Here is a 21,859-nt window from a genome sequence, read left to right as displayed (position 1 = left end):
CCGACGGCAATGCCGGGCCGCGTGCAACCGTGTCGCGTGCAGGGCCTCGCACAGCCTGGCCCGCACTTTCCCCGGGGACCGCGCCAACCAACGGCGCGCACGGCGGGAAACCCCTGCATTGTCGCGTTTTCAGCCCCCCGGAGCAAAGCCACCCCATACGCAAACGTACTGGAACGCTGTGGTGCATCGGCGCCAGGCCGCCGCAGTTTCCGGATGCAGAACCGCTCATTCGGAAACTGCGGCGGCCTCCGGGAGACCGTCCACCCATTCCGCGAGGGGCTTTCCCCACACGCTTTGGCGAGGACACGTGAGTGTCTGGCTGCTGTGGTTGCGCTTGAAACTGCATACCCGGAAGCTGCCAACTGCCGCTGCCAGATCCTTTCGCTGTGAGGCGCCGGTCGCCGTGCCGATCAGATGCAGCGGCATGACACCCGATCGGTCGGGCTTGACGAAGATGTCGTATCGGGTCGAATCGCCCTCGGCTGTTCTGTAGCCGGAAAGCTGATAGCCAGGAAGGGTTAGTTTCAGATCGATAGAGGATCCCGGACTGGGCGCTTGCGGTGCGTCGCCTTCATAGACCAACAGCACGCTCCGTTGATCCTTCAGAACTTCATGAATCCCGAAATCCGCAGGTGATTCGTAGCTGATCGACATCCCAGTGGGGACACGCAGGCAGGCGCCATGGAGGAAGTGATCGCAACTGTAGGCCCACAGCGTTGCTTCCTGTCCATATGCGTATCCGGGTAAAAGCGCAACAACAGGCGCAAAGAAACGCCACATCCTCTTCTTGTCCATTGCCTCTCCCTTGGAATTCCGGCGCCGCGCGATACCCCCATTCTGCGACGATACGACTCGTGCAATCCACGCACAGTACGGATCGGGCGATCTCACCAGAGCGGGAAACCATGCCCTTCCTTGAGGCGCCTGCGGCCCAGCGCTAGACCCATACAGGCTGCCGCGCCTGGAATGGCATGAAGCGCACTTCTGCCCGCCACGCCGATGAAATAAAGCCATAAAAAAGACGCAGCCTCGCGGCTGCGTCCATCGTGAGCCTGTTGCCGGGAGAGAGTCGGCGTCTGGGCTTACTTGACCTCAAACTCCTGCGGCGATCCGGCCGCCTTACCATCTACCATGACTTCCGCGCGGTACTTGCCCGCCGGCCAGCCATTGGCATTCTTGAACGAGATATTGGTGGTTTCGGCACCGGTGGTATTGACCACCTGGTTCTGCTCACCGGCCACCTGACCATTCTGGAAGGTCAGCTTGGCCGCCACGTTGGCGTTGTTGGCGCTGCCATCGGTCCGGATCGAGACGATGATGTCGTCCTTCGGCGCGAACAACGCTGCCGAAGTGACCGTCTTGTCCGCCGCAGCGGTCTTGCCGACAGTGACGTTGGAGACGTTCACCCCGGCCGCAGCGGTCATCGGCTGCGGGGCGGCTTCGGTCATCGGCGCCGGTGCGGCCGGGGTGGTCGCCGCCGGCTGCGCATTGTTGTCAGCGGTGTCTTCTTTCTTCTTGCAGCCGGCCAGGGCCACGGTGGCCAGAAGCGCGGCGAGGACGGCAGTACTGATGGACGACTTCTTCATGTGAGGTTGCTCCCTTGTAGGTGATGGGCAGTACAGCGGATCAGGCTTTGGGCGGCAGTTTCAGGGTCTGGCCCGGTTGGATCTTGTCCGGGTCGTCCAGTACATCGCGGTTGGCCTCGAAGATGCGCTTCCACGCATTGGCATCGCCCAGTTCCTGCTTGGCGATCTTGGAGAGCGAATCGCCCTTCTGCACCGTGTAGGTGCCCCCGACCTTTTCCGCGGTGGTATCCACCGAGGAGGTCACGCCCGAGAAATCGACCTGATCGACTTTCTGCGCGGTGGTATCAACGCTGGCGCTGACACCGGAAAAGTCGACTTTCTTATCGGTACTCATCCATACACTCCCGTCTTGATTGACGACATGGGAGGCACGGTGTCACAGCCCTTGTTAATGGGGCATGGCGTGGGTGTGAAGACGTGCGGAACGGCTACCGGCGGCCACGTTGCCCGGGGGTAGAGCCACCCCATGGGTGGCTGCGCGTGGTGCCGGGTTCCGGGGCAGCGACCCGTGGGGTCGCTCTACTGCCGCAGGTCGCGGACGGTGCGGGCCGGCAGCTCGATGCCCGGGCTGGCCCGCCACGGGTTGATGTCCAGGCCGCCGCGGCGGGTGTAGCGCGCTTCCACTTCCAGCCACTGCGGTGCGCAGCGCTGGGTGATTTCGCTGAAGATCCGCTCCACGCACTGCTCGTGGAATTCGGCGTGTTCGCGGTAGCTGATCAGGTATTTCAGCAGGCCGTCGCGGTCGATCTTCGGGCCGTGGTAACGCACGCTGACGCTGGCCCAGTCCGGCTGGCCGGTGACCGGGCAGTTGGACTTGAGCAGGGCCGAACTCAACGTTTCGGTGACCACCTCATCGGCGTCGGCGAACAGGAATTCCGGGGCCGGCGGGCCGTAGCGTTCGATGGCGACATCGCGCTCGTCCAAGGACTCGCCCTCGGCCTCTTCCACCAGCGGCGGCACCCCGAGCACCACCGTCACCACCGCCCCGGCACACGCCGACAGATCGCGGGTGATGCACAGGCGCGCGGCCGCGTCATCATCGAAACGCGTGCTGTTGAGCGAGTTGAGATACAGCTTGAACGACTTGGATTCGATCAGGTTCGGCGAGGTGCACGGCACGCTGACCGTGGCCACGGCCACACGCGGCTTGCCGCGACCGTCCAGCCAGCTCAGCTCATAGGCCTGCCAGCGGTCATGGCCGACGAACGGCAGCGCCGCTTCGTCCAGGCCGATTTCCTCGCGGGCGCCGCGGCGCGGGATGGGGAAGAGCAGGCCGGGATCGTACTGCGACGGGTAAGCCACCTCGCGACCGAGGCTGGAGTCCTGGGGGGTATTCATGCCGCCATTTTACGCCGGTAGGCGCGCGGCGTCCGGCGGCGAAAACGAAAGGTCCCGGCCAACGGCCGGGACCTACCGTCGTTTCACCCCGCCGCAGGCACAGCCGGCGTCCCATTGAGATAATCCAGACTGACCTGCAGCAACGCGCGCAGGCCCACATCCAGCGCCTTCTCATCGAGCAGGAACTTCGGCGAGTGGTTGGCCGGCGCGGTCGCCGGATCGATCCCCTCGCTGGTGGAGCCCACGAAGAAGAACATGCCCGGCACCTGCTGGGCGTACAGCGAGAAGTCCTCGGCCCCCATCTGCAGCGGCGGCTCGTACACATTGCCCTCGCCGACCACGGCCTGCAGGCTCGGCAGCATCCGCGCGGTCAGTGCCGGATCGTTGACCGTGGCCGGGTTGCCCTCGGACTCGTAGATCTCGGTTTCCGCCTTGGCCCCGTGTGCGGCGGCGGTGTGCTCGGCCACGTTGCGCAGGTCGGCGAAGATCTGCTGGCGCATGCCCTCGTCGAAGGTGCGGATGGTGCCGACCATCTCCACTTCATCGGGAATGATGTTGTAGCGGATGCCGCCCTTGATCGCGCCGAAGGTCACCACCGCCGGCTGCTTGGAGAGGTTGGCACGGCGGCTGACGATGGTCTGCGCGGTGCCGACCAGGTCGGCGGTGGCCACGATCGGGTCCACCCCGTTCCACGGCGCCGAGCCATGGGTCTGGCGGCCGATCACCTTGATCCCGAACCGATCCGACGCTGCCATCAGCGGGCCGCCACGCACCGCGATCTGGCCGGCCGGCACGCTGGAGAACACATGCAGGCCGAACACGGCCTCGGGCTTGAAGTCCTTGAACAGCCCTTCCTTGAGCATCAGCGCCGCCCCGCCCTCTTCCGGCGGCGGCGCGCCTTCCTCGGCGGGCTGGAAGATCAGCATGACTTCGCCGGGCAGGTTCGCGCGCATCTTCACCAGCGCATCGGCCACGCCCAGCAGGGTGGCGGTGTGGGCGTCGTGACCGCAGGCGTGCATCACCCCGACGGTCTCGCCGCGGTAGGTGCTGGTGGCCTTGGAGGCGAACGGCAGGCCGGTCTGTTCGGTCACCGGCAGTGCGTCCATGTCCGCGCGCAGGGCGATCCGCGGGCCGGGCTTGCCGCCCTTGATGATGGCCACCACGCCGTGGTGGGCGATGCCGGTCTGCGGCTTCAGTCCCATCGCGCGCAGGCGCTCGGCCACCTTGGCCGAGGTGCGTTCTTCGCGGTTGGACAGCTCCGGGTGCTGGTGGAAGTCACGGCGCCAGTCGATCACCTGGGCCTTGAGGCGGGTCGCAGCGGCGGCCACTTCCGGGCGTTCGGCGGGGGCGGCGGCGGCCAGACCGGGGGCGGCCAGCAGCAGGGCGGACATCAACAGCGACAGACGGGGCATTGAAGGTCTCCACGGGTCAGAACGGCGGTCGAACCTGAATGTAGGGCATCGGCGCCGGTCGCGCTGTAACTTTCTGCCCCGGCAAACGTTCATGGATGGAACCTCACCCGTCACATCCGGTCTGATCGCCCGTCCCATCCGTCATGCATGAAAGGCCACGGGCGACGAGTATGCTTTGCGCCTAGCCAACCGGGCCCCGCCCTTCGCCAGCCCTCGGGAGTTATTGAATGTCGCGTTTCTGGAAGATCGTGCTGCTGGTGGTCGCAGTGCTGGTGATTGCCGTTGTGGGTATGCGCCTGATGGGCGGCAAGAAGGGGGATGCAGGCGGCCCGGCAGCCGAAGGGCGCCAGGGCGGTGATCCGGCCAATGCCGGCCCGGTGCCGGTCACGGTGATCGATGCGGTCCGCCAGGACGTGCCGGTCTACGCCAGCGCGCTGGGCACGGTGGCGGCGATGAACACCGTCACCGTGAGCCCGCAGGTCGGCGGCCAGCTGATCAGCCTGAACTTCAAGGAAGGCCAGGAAGTGAAGAAGGGTGACCTGCTCGCGCAGATCGATCCGCGCACCCTGCAGGCCAGCTACGACGAGGCCGCGGCGGCCAAGCGCCAGAACCAGGCCCAGCTCGCCACCGCCCGCTCCAACTACCAGCGCTCCAGTTCGGCCGAATATCGCCAGTACGTGGCCAAGACCGACCTGGATACCCAGCGCAACCAGGTGGCCCAGTTCGAAAGTGCCGTGGCCGCCAACGAGGCCAGCATGCGCGCCGCCCAGGTGCAGCTGCAGTACACCCGCGTGACCGCCCCGATCTCCGGCATCGCCGGTATCCGCGCGGTCGACGCCGGCAACATCGTCAGCGCCGGCACGGCGTTGGTGACGCTGACCCAGATTCATCCGATCCATGTCGTGTTCAACCTGCCCGAGCGCCAGCTGCCGGCCGTGCGCCAGGCCCAGGCCGCCGGCCCGGTAGACATCGCCGCACTGGACCGCAACGACGCGCACGTCCTTACCGACGGCGGAAAGCTGGATGTGGTGGACAACCAGATCAGCAGCGACAGCGGCACCTTCCGCGCGCGCGCCCTGTTCGACAACGAAGACAACTCGCTGTGGCCGGGCCAGTTCGTCAATGTCCGCATGCAGCTGCGCACCATCGCCGGCGGCGTGGTGATCCCGACCCAGGCCGTGATGCGCGGGCCGGACGGCGAATACGTCTACATCGTCAAGCCGGACAGCACCGTGGCCATGCAGACGGTGAAGAGCGGCGTGGAAGTCGGCGACAGCCAGGTGCAGATCACCGAGGGCCTGAAAGGCGGCGAGCGTGTCGTGAGCGAAGGCCAGTTCCGGCTCAAGCCGGGTGCGAAGGTGACCGCGCTCAAGCCGGGCGAAACCCCGGCCGCACCGACCGAAGCCGAACTCAAGGCCGCCCAGCAGCAGGGTGGCGGTGGACGCCGCGGTGGCGGTCCGCGCTGATCGCGCCCGCCCTACGTTCCTGACGCCGGCCCACGCGCCGGCGTTCGCCTGATCCAACGCAGCACGACGCACCAGCAAGGACCCGCCCGTGGGCTTTTCGACGATTTTCATCCGCCGCCCGATCGCCACCTCGCTGCTGATGGCGGGCCTGCTGCTGCTCGGCATCCTCGGCTACCGCCAGCTGCCGGTGTCGGCGCTGCCCGAGATCGATGCGCCCAGCCTGGTGGTGACCACCCAGTATCCCGGTGCCAATGCGGTCACTATGGCCTCGCTGGTGACCACGCCGCTGGAGCGCCAGTTCGGGCAGATTTCCGGGCTGGAGATCATGACCTCCGATTCGTCGGCAGGGCTGTCCACGATCATCCTGCAGTTCTCGATGGACCGCGACATCGACATCGCCGCACAGGATGTGCAGGCCGCGATCCGCCAGGCCACCCTGCCCTCCTCGCTGCCCTACCAGCCGGTCTACAACCGGGTGAACCCGGCCGACGCGGCGATCGTCACCCTCAAGCTCACCTCCGACACGCGCCCGCTGCGCGACGTCAACAATTACGCCGACTCCATCCTCGCCCAGCGCCTGTCGCAGGTGCAGGGCGTGGGCCTGGTCTCCATCGCCGGCAACGTGCGCCCGGCCGTGCGCATCCAGGTCAACCCGGCGCAGCTGTCCAACATGGGCTTGACCCTGGAAGAGCTGCGCAGTTCGCTCACCCAGGCCAACGTCAACGCGCCCAAGGGCTCGCTCAACGGCAAGACCCAGTCCTACTCGATCGGCACCAACGACCAGCTGACCAGTGCCGCCGAGTATCGCGACACCATCATCAGCTACAAGAACGGCCGCCCGGTGCGCCTGTCCGATGTGGCCAACGTGATCGACGGCGTGGAGAACGACCAGCTGGCCGCGTGGGCCGATGGCAAGCCGGCGGTGCTGCTGGAAGTGCGGCGCCAGCCGGGCGCGAACATCGTGCAGACCGTCGAGCGCATCCGCGCGTTGCTGCCGCAGCTGCAGAACGTGTTGCCGGCCGATGTACACCTGGACATCTTCAACGATCGCACCGAGACCATCCGCGCCTCGGTGCATGAAGTGCAGTTCACCCTGATCCTGACCATCGGCCTGGTGGTCGCGGTGATCTTCGTGTTCCTGCGCCGCCTGTGGGCGACCATCATTCCCTCGGTGGCGGTGCCGCTGTCACTGGCCGGCACCTTCGGCGTGATGGCGTTTGCCGGCATGTCGCTGGACAACCTCTCGCTGATGGCGCTGGTGGTGGCCACCGGCTTCGTGGTCGACGATGCGATCGTGATGATCGAGAACATCGTGCGTTACATCGAACAGGGCAAGAGCGGGCCGGAAGCGGCCGAGATCGGCGCGCAGCAGATCGGCTTCACCGTGCTCTCGCTGACGATTTCGCTGGTGGCGGTGTTCCTGCCGCTGCTGCTGATGCCCGGCGTCACCGGCCGCCTGTTCCACGAATTCGCCTGGGTGCTGAGCATCGCGGTGACGCTGTCGATGCTGATCTCGCTGACGCTCACCCCGATGATGTGCGCCTACCTGCTCAAGCCCGATGCGCTGCCCGAGGGCGAAGACGCGCACGAGCGCGCCGCCGCAGCGGGCAAGGCCACCGTGTGGTCGCGCACCGTGGGCTTGTATGAGCGCAGCCTGGACTGGGTGCTGGATCACCAGCCGCTGACCCTGGCCGTCGCCGCCGGCGCACTGGTGCTGACCGTGGTGCTGTACATTGTGATCCCCAAGGGCCTGCTGCCCGAGCAGGACACCGGCCTGATCACCGGTGTGGTGCAGGCCGACCAGAACATCGCCTTCCCGCAGATGGAGCAGCGCACCAAGGCCGTGGCCGAAGCGCTGCGCAGCGATCCGGCAGTGACCGGTGTCTCGGCCTTCATCGGCGCCGGGACCATGAACCCGACGCTCAACCAGGGCCAGCTGTCGATCGTGCTCAAGGAGCGCGGCGACCGCGATGGGCTCGACAAGATCCTGCCGCGCCTGCAGAAGGCCGTGGCCGGCATTCCCGGGGTGGCGCTGTACCTCAAGCCGGTGCAGGACGTCACCCTGGATACCCGCGTGGCCGCGACCGAGTACCAGTACTCGCTGTCGGACGTGGACAGCGCGCAGGTCGCGCTGCAGGCCACGCGCCTGACCGAGGCGCTGCGCCAGCGCCCGGAGCTGGCCGACGTGGACAACAACCTGTCCAACCAGGGCCGCGCGCTCGAGCTGACCATCGACCGCGACAAGGCCAGCGTGCTCGGCGTGCCGATGCAGACCATCGACGACACCCTGTACGACGCCTTTGGCCAGCGCCAGATCTCGACCATCTTCACCGAGCTCAACCAGTACCGCGTAGTGCTGGAAGTGGCCCCGGAGTTCCGCACCAGCACCGCGCTGATGAACCAGCTGGCGGTAGCCTCCAATGGCGCGGGCGCGCTGACCGGCAGCAATGCCACCAACTTCGGCCAGGTCACCTCGTCCAACTCGTCCACCGCCACCGGTATCGGCGCGCAGAACACCGGCATTCCGGTCGGCGCCGGCAACATCATTCCGCTGGCGGCGCTGGCCGAGGGCAAGGTCACCAGCACCCCGCTGGTGGTCAGCCACCAGCAGCAGCTGCCGGCGGTCACGGTGTCGTTCAACATCGCGCCGGGCTATTCCTTGTCCGATGCGGTCAAGGCGATTGAAGAGACCAAGGCCGGCCTGGACATGCCCTCGCAGGTGCATGCGCAGTTCATCGGCAAGGCCGCCGAGTTCACCGGCAGCCAGACCGATGTGGTGTGGCTGCTGCTGGCCTCGCTGGTGCTGATCTACATCGTGCTGGGCGTGCTGTATGAGAGTTACATCCATCCCTTCACCATCATCTCCACCCTGCCCCCGGCCGGCGTCGGCGCCCTGCTGGCGCTGATGGTGTGCGGGCTGCCGTTGTCGGTGGACGGCATCGTCGGCATCGTGCTGCTCATCGGCATCGTGAAGAAAAACGGCATCATGATGGTCGACTTCGCGATCGAAGCCCGGCGCACCGGCGCCAACGCGCACGAGGCGATCCGTCGCGCGTGCCTGCTGCGCTTCCGCCCGATCATGATGACCACCGCTGCCGCGATGCTGGGTGCATTGCCGCTGGCGCTGGGCACCGGCATCGGCTCGGAACTGCGCCGCCCGCTGGGTATCGCCATCGTCGGCGGCCTGCTGCTGTCGCAGCTGGTGACGCTGTACACCACGCCGGTGATCTACCTGTACATGGAGCGCTTCTCCGACCGCCTGCGCCAGCGCCGCGAACAGCGTGCGCTGCGTCATGGCCATGGCCCGGTGCAGGAGCCGCAGGCGTGATGATGAGCACCGCAGGCCGTTGCGGAGGCGTTCGATGAACATCTCCGGTCCGTTCATCCGCCGCCCGATCGGCACTGCCCTGCTGGCCATCGGCCTGTTCGTGGTCGGCGTGATCTGCTACCTGCAGCTGGGCGTGTCGGCACTGCCGAACATCCAGATCCCGGTGATCTTCGTGCACGCCAACCAGGCCGGCGCGGATGCCACGACCATGGCCTCCACGGTGACCGCGCCGCTGGAACGCCACCTCGGCCAGCTGCCGGGCATCGACCGCATGCGTTCGTCCAGCTCCGAGGGAAGTTCGCTGGTCTTCATGATCTTCCAGAGCGACCGCGACATCGATTCGGCCGCACTGGACGTACAGACCGCGATCAACTCGGCCCAGGCCGACCTGCCCGCCGGGCTGGGCACGCCGATGTTCCAGAAGGCGAACCCGAACGATGACCCGGTCATCGCGATCGCGCTGACCTCGGAAACGCAGTCGGCCGACGACCTCTACAACGTCGCCGACTCGCTGCTGGCCCAGCGCCTGCGCCAGATCACCGGCGTGTCCTCGGTGGATATTGCCGGTGCTTCGACGCCGGCCGTGCGCGTGGACGTCAACCTGCGCCTGATGAACGCCCTCGGTCTGACCGCCGATGACCTGCGCAATGCCGTGCGCGCCGCCAACGTGACCTCGCCGACCGGCTTCCTCACCGATGGCAACACCACCACCGCGATCATCGCCAACGACTCGGTGGCGCGCGCAGCCGACTTCGCCCAGCTCGTCATCAAGACCGCCGACAACGGCCGCGTGATCCGCCTGCAGGACATCGCCAACGTCTACGACGGGCAGCAGGATGCCTACCAGGCCGCGTGGTTCAACCACAAACCGGCGGTGGTGATGTACGTGTTCACCCGCGCCGGCGCCAACATCGTGGAAACCGTGGACCGGGTAAAGGCGCAGATTCCCACCCTGCGCGACTACCTGGAACCGGGCACCACGCTCACCCCCTATTTCGACCGCACCCCGACCATCCGCTCCTCGCTGCATGAAGTGCAGATCACCCTGCTGATCGCGCTGGCGATGGTGGTGCTGACCATGGCGCTGTTCCTGCGCCGGCTCGCCCCGACCCTGATCGCGGCGGTGACCGTGCCGCTGTCGCTGGCCGGTGCGGCGCTGGTGATGTACGTGCTGGGCTTCACCTTGAACAACCTGAGCCTGCTGGCGCTGGTGATCGCGATCGGCTTCGTGGTCGACGATGCGATCGTGGTGATCGAGAACATCATGCGCCACCTCGACGAGGGCATGACGCGCATGCAGGCGGCCCTCACCGGTGCGCGCGAGATCGGCTTCACCATCGTCTCGATCACCGCCTCGCTGGTGGCGGTGTTCATCCCGCTGCTGTTCGCCAAGGGCATGATGGGCGCGTTCTTCCGCGAGTTCACCGTCACCCTGGTGGCGGCGATCGTGGTGTCGATGATCATCTCGCTGACCCTCACCCCGGCGCTGTGCAGCCGCTTCCTGAGCGCGCATGCCGACGCCGGTGCACCCAGCCGCTTCGGCCGCCTGCTCGACGCCGGCCACGACCGCATGCTGCGGATCTACGTGACGCTGCTCGACTTCTCGCTGCGTCATGCACTGCTGCTGTCGCTGACCCCGCTGCTGCTGATCGGCGCGACGGTGTTCCTGTTCGGTGCGGTGAAGAAGGGCGCGTTCCCGCCCCAGGACACCGGCCTGATCTGGGGCCGCGCGAACTCCAGCGCCACGGTCTCCTTCGACGACATGGTCAACCGCCAGCGGCGCATCACCGACATGCTGATGGCCGACCCGGCGGTGAAGACCGTGGGCGTGCGCCTGGGCAGTGGCCGGCAGGGCTCCAGCGCGCAGTTCAACGTTGAACTGAAATCACGCAAGGACGGCCGCCGCGAAACCACCGCGCAGGCCCTGGCGCGCCTGAGCGCCAAGGCCGACCGCTATCCCGACCTGCAGCTGCGCCTGCGCGCGATCCAGGATCTGCCCAGCAATGACGGCGGGGGGGCCAGCCAGGGCGCGCAGTACCGCGTCTCGCTGCAGGGCAACGACCTGGCCCAGCTGCAGGAGTGGCTGCCCAAACTGCAGGCCGCGCTGAAGAAGAACCCGAAGCTGGCCGACGTCGGCACCGATGTGGACAGCGCCGGCCTGCGCCAGAACATCGTGATCGACCGCGCCAAGGCCGCGCGCCTGGGGGTGTCGGTCGGTGCCATCGACGGCGCGCTGTACGGCGCCTTCGGCCAGCGCCAGATCTCCACGATCTACTCGGACATCAACCAGTACAGCGTGGTGGTCAACGCCCTGCCCGAGCAGACCGCGACACCGGGTGCGCTGGACCAGATCTACTTGCGGGCCGGCAATGGCGAGATGGTGCCGATCACGGCGGTCGCCGAGCAGGTGCCAGGGTTGGCGCCCTCGCAGATCACCCACGAAAACCAGTACACGACGATGGACCTGAGCTACAACCTCGCCCCCGGCACCAGCATGGGCGAGGCCAAGGCCATCATCGACAGCACGGTCAATGGCATGCGCATGCCCGGCGACATCCGCCTGGCCGAGGACGCCGGGTTCGGGTTCGATTCGGACCCGATGGCGATGCTGATCCTGGTGATGGCGGCGATCATCACCGTCTACCTGGTGCTGGGCATGCTGTATGAAAGCCTGATCCACCCGGTCACCATCCTGTCCACGCTGCCGGCGGCGGGCGTGGGCGCGCTGCTGGCGCTGTATGGCACCAACACCGAGCTGTCGGTGATCTCGATGATCGCGCTGGTGCTGCTGATCGGCATCGTCAAGAAGAACGCGATCATGATGATCGACTTCGCGGTGGTAGCGCAGCGCGAGCATGGCAAGACACCGCTGGAAGCCGCACGCGAAGCCAGCATCGTGCGTTTCCGTCCGATCATGATGACCAGCATGGTGGCGATCCTGGCCGCGGTGCCCCTGGCGATCGGGCTGGGCGAAGGTTCCGAACTGCGCCGCCCGCTGGGCATCGCGATGATCGGCGGCCTGCTGTTCTCGCAGAGCCTGACCCTGCTCAGCACCCCGGCGCTGTACGTGATCTTCTCGTGCCTGCGCGAGCGCTGGGCGGCCCGGCGGGCCCGCCGTCGTGAAAAGCGTGCGTTGAAGCGCGCCGCGGCCGCACGGTGACGGCGGCACGGCTGCACTGAACGTGGTTCATGCAGCCAGGTGCCGACCGTGGGTCGGCACGCCGCCGGATTGACGCTTCCGGCCCAAAAGAGAACAATTCGCATCAGCCACGGTCCTGCACTGCCCCCCGCGATGCCCCGCTGCCGCTGACGCGGCACGCCTGACGACTCAGCCACCCCCTCTTTTCCGCCTTCTTCTGATCGCGGACGGTGTGCTGCCGCCCGCGGAGGACCCCCACAACATGCGCCAGTCTGTGTCTTCGCTCCCGGCCGTGGTGCCGGGCCGCCGTGCCCTGCGCCCGGCCCTGCTCGCCCTTTCCCTGGCCGCGGCCTGCACCGCCCACGCCCAGTCCGCCCCGGATGGCGGCGTCCGGGCGCGCTCGGCCACCGACCTGGATGCGATCAAGGTCATCGCCGAACGCACCCATACCGACACCGGCGCGCTGGGCGACCGTGCCGTGCGCGATACCCCCTTCGCGATCTCGGTGGTGGGCCGCGAGGACATCGAGAAGCGCCAGGTCGTCTCGCTTGGCGAGGCCTTCCTCACCGATCCGTCCGTGGTCACCCAGGTCAGCGCCTACGCCAGCGGCTGGAGCTCGCCGATCCGCAACCGCGGTATCGACCTCAGCTACGACAGCTACCGCGTCAACGGCCTGCAGGTTTCTTCGTGGGGCACCGAGTGGCCGCTGGAAGTGATGGAGCAGGTGGAACTGCTGAAGGGTCCCGGTGGCTTCATGTATGGCTTCGGCCAGCCCGGCGGCATCGTCAACTACGTGACCAGGAAGCCGACCGAGGTCACCACGCTGTCGGCGCAGCTCGGCTGGCGCGAGGCGGGCATCGTCAGCGGCCAGGTCGATGTGGGCGGGCGCTTCGGCAACGAAGACATGTTCGGCTACCGCTTCAATGCGTACCAGGAGAAGGGCGAGACCTTCAACGGCGGCGAGGTGAACCGCAAGGTCGGCGCGCTGTCGCTGGATGCACGCCTGAGCGATCGCCTCACCTGGACCTTCGACGGCGTGTTCCAGTCACGCGATCTCAGCAACGAATCCCCGCAGTACTACTTCATCGGCCTGACCGAGCTGCCGCGCCCGCTGGCCGGCGACATCGACAACAGCATCGACGGCAGCTACTACGACACCCGCTCCAGCCTGCTCTCCACCGCGTTGAACTGGCAGATCAACAGCGACTGGAAAGCCAGCTTGAGCTATGGCGTGACCACCTCCTGGAACGACGTCAACAAGATCTTCGCCTACATCGATGACGTCAACGGCGACTACGACATCAACACCTACGAGCTCGGTGGCAAGAGCGAGTGGAAGCTGGCCCAGGCCATCGTGCAGGGTCGCTTCCAGACCGGCCCGCTGTCGCACCAGGTCGTTGCCGGCGTCTCCCACCAGACCGGCCTGGGCTGGGACCGTCCGTACGAATGGAACACCCTCGGCCGCGGCAACATCTATCAGCGTCCGACGCTGCGCCATGATGCGGTCGGCTCGCGCGTGCTCAGCCGCGGCAGCGAGACCGTGCAGCAGGCGGTATTCGTGAGCGACATCGTCAGCTTCGCCGATGGCTGGTCGCTGCTGGCCGGCGCGCGCTACAACGACTTCGAAAACAAGGGCGCGTACCACACCTATCCGGTCACCCCGACCTACGCCCTGATGTACAAGCCGGCCGATGCCGTGACGCTGTATGCCAGCTACGTCGAATCGCTGGAAGCCGGCAGCCGCGTGGGCAGCGATTACATCAATGCCGGCGACGTGCTCGACCCCACCATCAGCACGCAGTACGAGATCGGCGCCAAGATCGAGTACCCGCGCTGGAGCGCCAATGCTGCCGCCTTCCGATTGGAGCGTGGCGCGAACATCGACCTGATTACGTCCGCCGGCAAGCTGCTGGTGCAGGACGGCATCACCCTTTACGAAGGCGTGGAAGTCAGTGGCGATGTGCGCCTGACCGATGCCTTCACCCTCGGTGGCGGCGTGACCTGGCTGGACCCGACCTACGACAAACTCTCCCCGGGCAGCGCCAGCCAGGAAGGCAACCGCACCGCCGGCGCCGCCCGCTGGCAGGGCGTGCTGCACGCCGACTACAGCATCCCGCAGATCGAGGGCCTGAGCGTGTACGCACTGGCCCGCTACTACGGTGACGTCTACTACGACGCCGACAACACGCTCAAGCTGCCCGACTACACCCTGGTCAACGCGGGCGTCGGCTACCGCATGCAGGCTGCCGGCCACCCCGTCACCTGGCGCGCCGGCGTGGAGAACCTGGCCAACAAGAAGTACTGGTCCAACGCGGGCGTCGGCCTGCCGCGCACCTTCGCGGTAAGCGTGCGGTTCGATATGTAAGCCGGATGCATGCGGGTCGTGGGGGGGGCCGGGCGGGGCCACGGGGCGGGGGGGGGGGGGCCGCCGGGGTGGGGGGGGGCGCGCCCCCGCGCCCGGCACTACCAGCGCCATTCCAACCCACGTAAAGGTGCCCCCTTCACCCCGCTCCGGCAATAATGGCCGCCTGCCTTCCGCCGAGTCGCCATGCCTTCGTTCGAAACCCGCGTCAGCCGCCTGTGGGCGCATGAGAAGGCCAGCTATGGCCTGCGGGTGTTCATCGCGTTGTCCGCGGCGATGGGGCTGTGCTGGTATCTCGACCAGCTGCCTGCGCTGCCGGGCGTATTCCTGGGCATCATCGCCAGCGCGATCGCCGAGACCGACGACAACTGGTGGGGCCGGATCAAATCGGTCGCCCTGTCACTGCTGTGCTTCGTGGCTGCCGCCGCCGCGGTCGTGGTGCTGTTCCCGCATCCGTGGTGGTTCATCACCGCGCTGGCCGCAGCGACGTTCGGGCTGACCCTGCTCGGCGCGCTCGGCGAGCGCTATGCCTCCATCGCGCAGGCCACGGTGACGCTGGCCATCTACACCATGATCGGGCTGGAGCAGCACGGCGCGGCCGATCTGTCCCAGGCGATCAACGCGGTCAGCCATCTGCTGGCCGGTGCGGTCTGGTACGCGCTGCTCTCGATCCTGTGGACCGCCCTGTTCGCCAACCGGCCCGTGCGCGAGCGGGTCGCGCGCCTGTACCTGGAACTGGGCCGCTACCTGCAGCTCAAGGCCGATCTGTTCGAACCGGTGCGCGATGCCGACGTGCAGAAGCGCCAGCTGGCCTTGGCCGAGCAGAACCGGCGCGTGGTCGAAGCGCTGAACATCGCCAAGACCGCGATCCTGGCCCGGTTTGGCCGCTCCGGTCGCCCCGGCGTGCAGTCCGGCCTGTACCTGCGCCTGTACTACATGGCGCAGGACTTCCATGAGCGTGCCAGCTCCTCGCACTACCCCTACGGCGCACTCACCGAGGCGTTCTTCCACAGCGACGTGCTGTACCGCTGCCAGCGCCTGCTCGCGCTGCAGGGTGAGGCCTGCGCCAACCTCGGCCAGGCGATCCGCCTGCGCCAGCCGTTCCAGTACGGCGAGCGCACCAAGCAGGCCACGGCCGACCTGACCGATTCGATCACCTGGCTGCGTGCCCAGCACAACCCGCAGTGGCAGCGCCTGCTGGCCTCGCTGGAACTGCTCGGCCACAACCTGCAGAGCATCGAGCGGCGCCTGTCCGAGGCCGAGAAGTCCGAGTCCACCCTGGACAACGTCGATACCCGCCTGCGCGATACCAACCCGCATACCCTGCGCGAGATGGGTGTGCGCATCCGCCAGCAGCTCACCCCCGGCTCGGTGCTGTTCCGGCACGGCCTGCGCATGGCGCTGGCGCTGATCGTCGGGTTCGCCGCGATCCGGCTGTTCAACGCACAGAACGGCTCGTGGGTGCTGCTCACCATCGTGTTCGTGTGCCGCCCGCACTTCGGCGCGACCCGCCAGCGGCTGGCACAACGGATCGCCGGCACGCTGATCGGCCTGGTGCTGACCTGGGCGCTGATGCAGCTGTTCCAGGACCTGCGCATCGAACTGCTGATCGCGCTGCTTTCGGCGCTGCTGTTCTTCTTCACCCGCAGCGATCGCTACCTGGTGGCCTCGGCGGCGATCACGGTGATGGCACTGACCTGCTTCAACCTGATCGGCGATGGCTTCCTGCTGATCTGGCCGCGCCTGGTGGATACCCTGCTGGGCTGCGCGATCGCCGCGGCGGCCGCCTTCCTGATCCTGCCCGACTGGCAGGGCCGGCGCCTGAACCTGGTGATGGCCCGTGTGCTCGACAACTGCGCCAAGTACCTGCACGCCGTACTGGGCCAGTACGGCAGCGGGATGCAGGACGATCTGGCCTATCGCATCGCACGCCGGGACATGCACAACGCCGATGCGGCGCTGTCCACGGCACTGTCGAACATGCTGCGCGAGCCCGGCCACGTGCGCCGCAACCTGGATGCCGGCTTCCGCTTCCTGGCGCTGTCCAACACCCTGCTCGGCCATCTCTCCGCACTGGGCGCCCACCGCACCCAGCTGGACAGCTACGGCCAGGATCCACTGGCGCTGTCCGGTGGGGAACGCGTCGAACAGGCGATGCAGCAGATCGCCACTGCGCTGCAGCGGCGCGAGCCGGTGGCTGAAGACGCCAACGAGGGCGATCGGGCCCTGGCCGAGCAGCTGGAGCATATCCCGGACGACATGCCCCCCAAGCTGCAGCTGATCCGCACCCAGATGGGGCTGATGCTGCGCCTGCTGCCCAAGCTGCGGGGCGCCGCCAATGAGGCCGCGCGCACGCTGCGGTAGGTATCGACCGTTGGTCGATACGGATGTTGAACGTCTCACGACCAACGGTCGTGAGCTACCGCCCCGGGGCGACGCGCGGCGCTGCCATGCTGCGCCAACAGGGAGAATGCTAGGCTGCGCCGGTTCGCAAGGAGTCTCCATGTCCGGCCATAGTCAGTTCGCTCTGCTCAGGCAACGCCGTTTCCTGCCGTTTTTCATCGTCCAGTCGCTGGGCGCGTTCAACGACAACGTCTACCGCCAGGCGATCATCGCGCTGCTGTTCTTCCTCGGCACGCCGATCGAAGAGCGCTCGCTGTATACCAACCTGGCGCCGGCGATCTTCATCCTGCCGTACTTCCTGTTCTCGGCACTGGCCGGCCAGATCGCGGAGAAGCTGGAGAAATCCCGGCTGATCGTGATCACCACGACCATGGAAATCGCGATCATGTCGCTGGCCGCACTCGGTTTCCTGACCGAGAGCATGCCCGTGCTGCTGGTGGCACTGTTCTGCACCGGCATGCAGTCCACGCTGTTCGGGCCGGTGAAGTACTCGGTGCTGCCCTCGATCCTCAAGCCCGAGGAACTGACCGGCGGCAACGGCCTGGTCGAGATGGGCACCTCGCTGTCGATCCTGACCGGCATGATCGCCGGCGGCCTGATCTTCGCCCTGTCCGGGAGCCATGGGCCGATCGTGGCGGCCACCGCGGTGATCGTGCTCGCCGTCGCGGGCAATCTGACCGCACGGATGATCCCCAAGGTCGATGCGGGCGCGCCGGACCTGAAGATCAACTGGAACCCGCTGCCCGAGTCGCTCGCGGTGCTGCGCATGGCCAAGAAGCAGAAGGCCGTGCGCAACGCGATCCTGGGCGTGTCCTGGTTCTGGTTCGTCGGCACCATGCTCACCTCGCAGCTGCCGACCTATGCCGAGGTCAACCTCGGCGGCGGCTCCCTGCTCTACATCTTCGCGCTGGCCCTGTTCTCACTTGGCACCGGCACCGGTTCGCTGCTGTGCGAGAAGCTGTCCGGGCGCACCGTGGAAATCGGGCTGGTGCCGCTGGGGGCGTTCGGCATGACCGCCTTCATGCTCGACCTGTACTTCGCCCGCGTCGGCGAAGCTGCCGTGGCCGGGCTGTCGATCTGGCAGTTCGTGCAGGCGCCGGGCAGCGCGCGCATCATCATCGATCTGATCGGCATCGGCCTGTTCACCGGCTTCTTCGTGGTGCCGTTGTTCGCGCTGATCCAGAGCCGCACGGCCAAGTCGGAAATGTCACGCGTGTTCGCTGCGCTCAACATCCAGAACTCCGGCTTCATCGTGCTCGCTGCGGGTCTTGGCCTGCTGACCCAGCGCGTGCTGGACTGGACCATCCCGCAGCTGTTCCTGGCGCTGGCGATCGCCAACGCCGTGGTGTCGATCTACATCTTCACGATCGTGCCTGAATTCCTGATGCGCTTCCTCAGCTGGGTGATGGTGCGTGCGCTGTACCGGCTGCGCCCGCACGGGATCGAGACCCACGTGCCGGACGAGGGCGCGGCGCTGATCGTGTGCAACCACGTCAGCTACATGGACGCGCTGATCCTGTCGGCGACGATCCCGCGCCCGGTGCGCTTCGTCATGTACTACAAGATCTTCAACATCCCGGTGATGCGCTGGATCTTCCGCACCGCCAAGGCGATCCCGATCGCCGGCGCACGCGAAGATCCCGCGCTGATGCAGGCCGCCTTCGATGAGGTGGACAAGGCGCTGGCCGAGGGCGAGCTGGTCTGCATCTTCCCCGAGGGCGCGTTGACCCGCGATGGGCAGATGGGCGCGTTCAAATCGGGCGTGGAGAAGATCCTGGAGCGTCGCCCGGTACCGGTGGTGCCGATGGCGCTGCGTGGGATGTGGTCGAGCATGTGGAGCCGCCGCGACACGCGCCTGGGCCGCATGCGTGTGCCTCGCCGCTTCCGCGCGCATGTGGAGGTGGTCGCCTCTGCGCCGATCGCGGGGGATGCTGCCACCGCACCGATGCTGGAAAGCCAGGTACGACAGCTGCGGGGCGATCAGGCGTGAGCCCCGCCGTGCCTGCATGTAACCGTATACATAGAGACAGGGACATCGGTTAGATTACCGCCCGGGACACCTCGTACGCACCCACCCACCCAAGCAAATGGAGTTTCGCTGATGAATGCCACCGCCCCCCTGCCGCCCGCCCCGGGCAGCATTCCGAACCACCTGATCTGGTCGATCGTCGTCACCATCCTGGCGTTCTTCGTGTGCTGCCTGTCGTGCCTGAGCTTCCCGGGCATCGTCACCGGTGTGGTCGCGATCGTGTTCGCCAGCAAGGTCAACGGCCTGCTCAACCAGGGCGACCTGGAAGGCGCGCGTCGTGCTTCCAAGAACGCCAAGATCTGGGCATGGGTCACCACCGGCTTCCTGATCGCCGGCGTGGTGCTGTTCGTGATCTCGCTGGCCTTCATGGGCGTGGACGGTTACATGGAGCAGATGCAGCAGTTCCAGCAGCAGATCGAAAGCAACAGCTGATGATCGCGCTGCACGGCAAGCGCTGGTTGCTGGCGTTGTTGCCACCGGCCGCACTGGCGGCCGGTGCGGGAGTCTGGGTGCTGCGGCACTACGACCCCAACAGCGCCAGCAGTCCGTTCCCGCCGTGCAGCTTTCTGGCGGTCACCGGGTATTACTGCATCGGCTGCGGGCTGACGCGTGCACTGCACGCGCTGGCCCACGGCGATGTGGCCACCGCGTTTTCGATGAATCCCCTGGCCATGCTGATGCTGGCCATCGCCCCGCTGGTGCTCGGCTGGGCATTGGGCTGGCGGCCACGCGCGCTGCAGCCGTTGATCACGCTGCTGATGAAGCCCGCTTTCTGGCTGATCCTGCTGCCCGCGTACTGGATCGCACGCAACCTGCCGTGGGTGCCGTTTACCTGGTTGGCACCGGGCTGACCCGGACGGCTAGGTGACCCAGCCGGCGATCACCAGCAGCGCCAGCACCGCCATCCACAGCAGCAGCATGCGCCACACCAGGCTCATCGCATCGCGCAGCTCCGGCAGGCGACGCCACACCGGCACCATCCCCGCATCACTGTAATCGTGCGCGTCCTCACGCAGCTCGGCGCTCACGCTTGCCCGCGCGACCGCACCGAGAAAGTGTGTCGAGGCCGACCACTGATTCCCGTGCGCTTCGCGCCAGGCCTTGAACGCGGTATCGAAGTTGCCGACCAGCGCCATCGACAGCGACATCAGCTGCGCCACCGGCCACTCCAGCCAGGACAGCACCACGCGCGCCCCGGCGACCGCTTCCACGCTGGCCAGCGAGCGCATCGGGCCAACCCCCAGCAAGGCGAGCAGGCGATACAGCAGCGCGCCGACCGGGCCCAGCAGCAGGAACCAGAACAGCACCGCGAACCAGCGCCGCAGCGCGTTGAGCACGGTGGCTTCGACCAGCGAGGGGACGTCTTCCTGCAGGCTGCCACCGGCGGACTGCAGCTGCGCGATCGCCAGGTGGCGGGCGTGGGCGTCATCGGCGTCGATCACCGCCTCGACATCGCGGTCCAGATCGCGCGGGCCCCAGCACATCACCAGCACCAGCACGCCCAGCAGCAGCGACGGCAGGCCGTAGACGCGGTCATCGAACAGCCACTGGAGCAGGCCCAGCACTGCCACGAACGGCAGCACCGCCAGCCAGGCGCCCTTGCGGCCGCGCCAGACCCCGTCTTCGGCGGCGTGCCGGTCCAGCCACTGCAGCCAGCGCCGGTACAGGCCGAAACGCCGCAGCGCGACGGCCACGCCCGGCGCGACATGGCCCAGGGCCAAGGCAACCAGCACGGCGACCAGGGTGGTGAACATGTAAGCCTCCGGCTCGGGACGTGGAACGCGCCGCTACTATGCCTTGCGGCCCGGCAATTCCCCGGGCCGTTGGTAATGTACCGCGCCGCGTGTTCAGCCTGCGGCAACGGCAGGCGACGGTCAGGCGATCTGCTGGCGGTACCAGTGCTCGATCAGGCTGCGCGAGATCGAGATCGGCGGCGACAGGCGGATGCCTTCGCCGTCATCCTCGACATCCCGGGCCAGGGCTGCGCCCACTTCCTCGGCGGTAAACCAGCGCGCATCTTCCAGCTCGCCGTTCACGGTAGGCACGTCGTCTTCGGCCGTGGCGGCGAAGCCCAGCATCAGTGCGCCGGGGAACGGCCATGGCTGGGTGCCCAGGTAGCGGCACTCGCGCACGCGCACCCGGCTCTCCTCGAAGACCTCACGGACCACGGTCTGCTCCAGGGACTCACCCGGCTCGACGAAGCCGGCCAACACCGAATAACGGCGCGGGGCCCAGTTCGCCTGGCGGCCGAGCAGCAGCCGGCCCTGGTTCTCCACGGCCACGATCACCGCCGGATCGACCCGGGGGTAGTGTTCGGTGGCGCACTGGCCACACCGGCCCACGAAGCCACCGCGGCTGAAGGTCACCGCGCCGCCGCACACCCCGCAGAAGCGGGTGCGCGACTGCCAGTAGGACATGCCCCGGGCGTAACAGAAGGCGGTGGAATCGGCGATGGACCAGGTCGCGGCGGACTGGCGCAGGTCGACCCGCTGCGGCGCCGTCACCGACAGCCCGGCGGCCTCCATCGAGAACCACGCCTGCTCGCCGCGCAGGCCGAGGAAGATCGCGGTGCCCGGGCCACCGCGCAGATCCGCGCCGGTCAGCGGCAGCGGCTGACCATCGTGGCCGGCCAGCGCCGTGCCGTCCTGGTCGAGCACCAATACACGCGCGTCCGGCCACAGGCGCAACAACGCATCGGCGTCATCGCGCAGGGTATCGGCGCGCTCCAGCGGCTCGCTGACGAAGGCGAAACCGGAAAGCTGCGAAGAGAATTTGGACATCGCAAGAGCCTGCCCA

The 21,859-nt window shown here is 67.2% G+C and carries 15 protein-coding genes; 8 read left to right on the top strand and 7 right to left on the bottom strand.

Annotation, left to right across the window (positions count from 1 at the left end):
- Positions 1-225: 225 nt before the first annotated feature.
- The 5 genes from ABE571_RS03655 to ABE571_RS03635 form a co-directional block, all read right to left on the bottom strand.
- Positions 226-795, bottom strand: a complete 570-nt coding sequence (locus tag ABE571_RS03655; protein ID WP_346482947.1) for a hypothetical protein — start codon at positions 793-795, stop codon at positions 226-228.
- A 287-nt stretch (positions 796-1,082) separates the two neighbouring features.
- On the bottom strand, positions 1,083-1,586 hold the full coding sequence (locus ABE571_RS03650) for a hypothetical protein (RefSeq protein WP_346493198.1): 504 nt from the start codon (positions 1,584-1,586) through the stop codon (positions 1,083-1,085).
- Between the two features lie 40 nt (positions 1,587-1,626).
- Positions 1,627-1,920, bottom strand: a complete 294-nt coding sequence (locus ABE571_RS03645) for a LysM peptidoglycan-binding domain-containing protein (RefSeq protein WP_121040566.1) — start codon at positions 1,918-1,920, stop codon at positions 1,627-1,629.
- A 185-nt stretch (positions 1,921-2,105) separates the two neighbouring features.
- Positions 2,106-2,924, bottom strand: coding sequence for an NADPH-dependent 7-cyano-7-deazaguanine reductase QueF (queF, locus tag ABE571_RS03640; RefSeq protein WP_346482948.1), 819 nt, complete (start codon positions 2,922-2,924; stop codon positions 2,106-2,108).
- 83 nt (positions 2,925-3,007) lie between these two features.
- Positions 3,008-4,336 (bottom strand): M20 family metallopeptidase, encoded by a 1,329-nt coding sequence (locus ABE571_RS03635; RefSeq protein WP_259258863.1) that lies wholly within the window; start codon positions 4,334-4,336, stop codon positions 3,008-3,010.
- A 227-nt stretch (positions 4,337-4,563) separates the two neighbouring features.
- Between ABE571_RS03635 and ABE571_RS03630 the strand changes: the two genes are divergently transcribed.
- From ABE571_RS03630 to ABE571_RS03595, 8 genes are all read left to right on the top strand, one after another.
- Positions 4,564-5,802: an efflux RND transporter periplasmic adaptor subunit gene (locus ABE571_RS03630; protein ID WP_346493197.1), complete on the top strand. Its 1,239-nt coding sequence runs from the start codon at positions 4,564-4,566 to the stop codon at positions 5,800-5,802.
- 88 nt (positions 5,803-5,890) lie between these two features.
- Positions 5,891-9,130, top strand: coding sequence for an efflux RND transporter permease subunit (locus ABE571_RS03625; protein WP_346482950.1), 3,240 nt, complete (start codon positions 5,891-5,893; stop codon positions 9,128-9,130).
- A gap of 34 nt (positions 9,131-9,164) precedes the next feature.
- Positions 9,165-12,290, top strand: coding sequence for an efflux RND transporter permease subunit (locus ABE571_RS03620; RefSeq protein ID WP_346493196.1), 3,126 nt, complete (start codon positions 9,165-9,167; stop codon positions 12,288-12,290).
- A gap of 241 nt (positions 12,291-12,531) precedes the next feature.
- Positions 12,532-14,634, top strand: a complete 2,103-nt coding sequence (locus ABE571_RS03615; protein WP_346493195.1) for a TonB-dependent receptor — start codon at positions 12,532-12,534, stop codon at positions 14,632-14,634.
- Positions 14,635-14,817: 183 nt separating this feature from the next.
- Positions 14,818-16,995 carry a YccS family putative transporter gene (gene yccS / locus ABE571_RS03610; protein WP_346493194.1) on the top strand — a complete coding sequence of 726 codons (2,178 nt, stop codon included), beginning with the start codon at positions 14,818-14,820 and terminating at the stop codon, positions 16,993-16,995.
- Positions 16,996-17,134: 139 nt separating this feature from the next.
- The gene (locus ABE571_RS03605; RefSeq protein WP_313219441.1) at positions 17,135-19,024 is read left to right on the top strand and encodes an MFS transporter; all 1,890 of its coding nucleotides are present in this window, start codon (positions 17,135-17,137) and stop codon (positions 19,022-19,024) included.
- Positions 19,025-19,135: 111 nt separating this feature from the next.
- The gene (locus tag ABE571_RS03600) at positions 19,136-19,495 is read left to right on the top strand and encodes a CD225/dispanin family protein (protein WP_123729974.1); all 360 of its coding nucleotides are present in this window, start codon (positions 19,136-19,138) and stop codon (positions 19,493-19,495) included.
- Complete coding sequence (locus ABE571_RS03595) at positions 19,495-19,914, top strand: DUF2752 domain-containing protein (RefSeq protein WP_313211072.1); 420 nt, start codon at positions 19,495-19,497, stop codon at positions 19,912-19,914. Before ABE571_RS03600 ends, ABE571_RS03595 begins: the two co-directional genes overlap by 1 nt.
- A gap of 9 nt (positions 19,915-19,923) precedes the next feature.
- Here the strand turns inward: ABE571_RS03595 and ampE are convergent, their stop codons facing one another.
- Positions 19,924-20,817 (bottom strand): regulatory signaling modulator protein AmpE, encoded by an 894-nt coding sequence (gene ampE / locus ABE571_RS03590; protein ID WP_313211071.1) that lies wholly within the window; start codon positions 20,815-20,817, stop codon positions 19,924-19,926.
- Positions 20,818-20,937: 120 nt separating this feature from the next.
- Complete coding sequence (nudC, locus tag ABE571_RS03585; protein WP_346493193.1) at positions 20,938-21,843, bottom strand: NAD(+) diphosphatase; 906 nt, start codon at positions 21,841-21,843, stop codon at positions 20,938-20,940.
- Between the last annotated feature and the right edge of the window lie 16 nt (positions 21,844-21,859).

It is taken from the genome of Stenotrophomonas sp. TWI273 (assembly GCF_039674765.1).
Classification (GTDB): Bacteria; Pseudomonadota; Gammaproteobacteria; order Xanthomonadales; family Xanthomonadaceae; genus Stenotrophomonas.
The sequence above is the reverse complement of the archived record's forward strand: the minus strand, read 5'-3'. Positions and strand labels throughout refer to the sequence as shown.

Coding starts and splice junctions, on each gene's coding strand:
- ABE571_RS03635 (WP_259258863.1), bottom strand. CDS start 4,336: ATGCCCCGTCTGTCGCTGTTGATGTCCGCCCTGCTGCTGGCCGCCCCC.
- ABE571_RS03645 (WP_121040566.1), bottom strand. CDS start 1,920: ATGAGTACCGATAAGAAAGTCGACTTTTCCGGTGTCAGCGCCAGCGTT.
- ABE571_RS03630 (WP_346493197.1), top strand. CDS start 4,564: ATGTCGCGTTTCTGGAAGATCGTGCTGCTGGTGGTCGCAGTGCTGGTG.
- ABE571_RS03650 (WP_346493198.1), bottom strand. CDS start 1,586: ATGAAGAAGTCGTCCATCAGTACTGCCGTCCTCGCCGCGCTTCTGGCC.
- ABE571_RS03655 (WP_346482947.1), bottom strand. CDS start 795: ATGGACAAGAAGAGGATGTGGCGTTTCTTTGCGCCTGTTGTTGCGCTT.
- ampE (WP_313211071.1), bottom strand. CDS start 20,817: ATGTTCACCACCCTGGTCGCCGTGCTGGTTGCCTTGGCCCTGGGCCAT.
- ABE571_RS03615 (WP_346493195.1), top strand. CDS start 12,532: ATGCGCCAGTCTGTGTCTTCGCTCCCGGCCGTGGTGCCGGGCCGCCGT.
- ABE571_RS03595 (WP_313211072.1), top strand. CDS start 19,495: ATGATCGCGCTGCACGGCAAGCGCTGGTTGCTGGCGTTGTTGCCACCG.
- yccS (WP_346493194.1), top strand. CDS start 14,818: ATGCCTTCGTTCGAAACCCGCGTCAGCCGCCTGTGGGCGCATGAGAAG.
- queF (WP_346482948.1), bottom strand. CDS start 2,924: ATGAATACCCCCCAGGACTCCAGCCTCGGTCGCGAGGTGGCTTACCCG.
- ABE571_RS03605 (WP_313219441.1), top strand. CDS start 17,135: ATGTCCGGCCATAGTCAGTTCGCTCTGCTCAGGCAACGCCGTTTCCTG.
- ABE571_RS03620 (WP_346493196.1), top strand. CDS start 9,165: ATGAACATCTCCGGTCCGTTCATCCGCCGCCCGATCGGCACTGCCCTG.
- ABE571_RS03600 (WP_123729974.1), top strand. CDS start 19,136: ATGAATGCCACCGCCCCCCTGCCGCCCGCCCCGGGCAGCATTCCGAAC.
- nudC (WP_346493193.1), bottom strand. CDS start 21,843: ATGTCCAAATTCTCTTCGCAGCTTTCCGGTTTCGCCTTCGTCAGCGAG.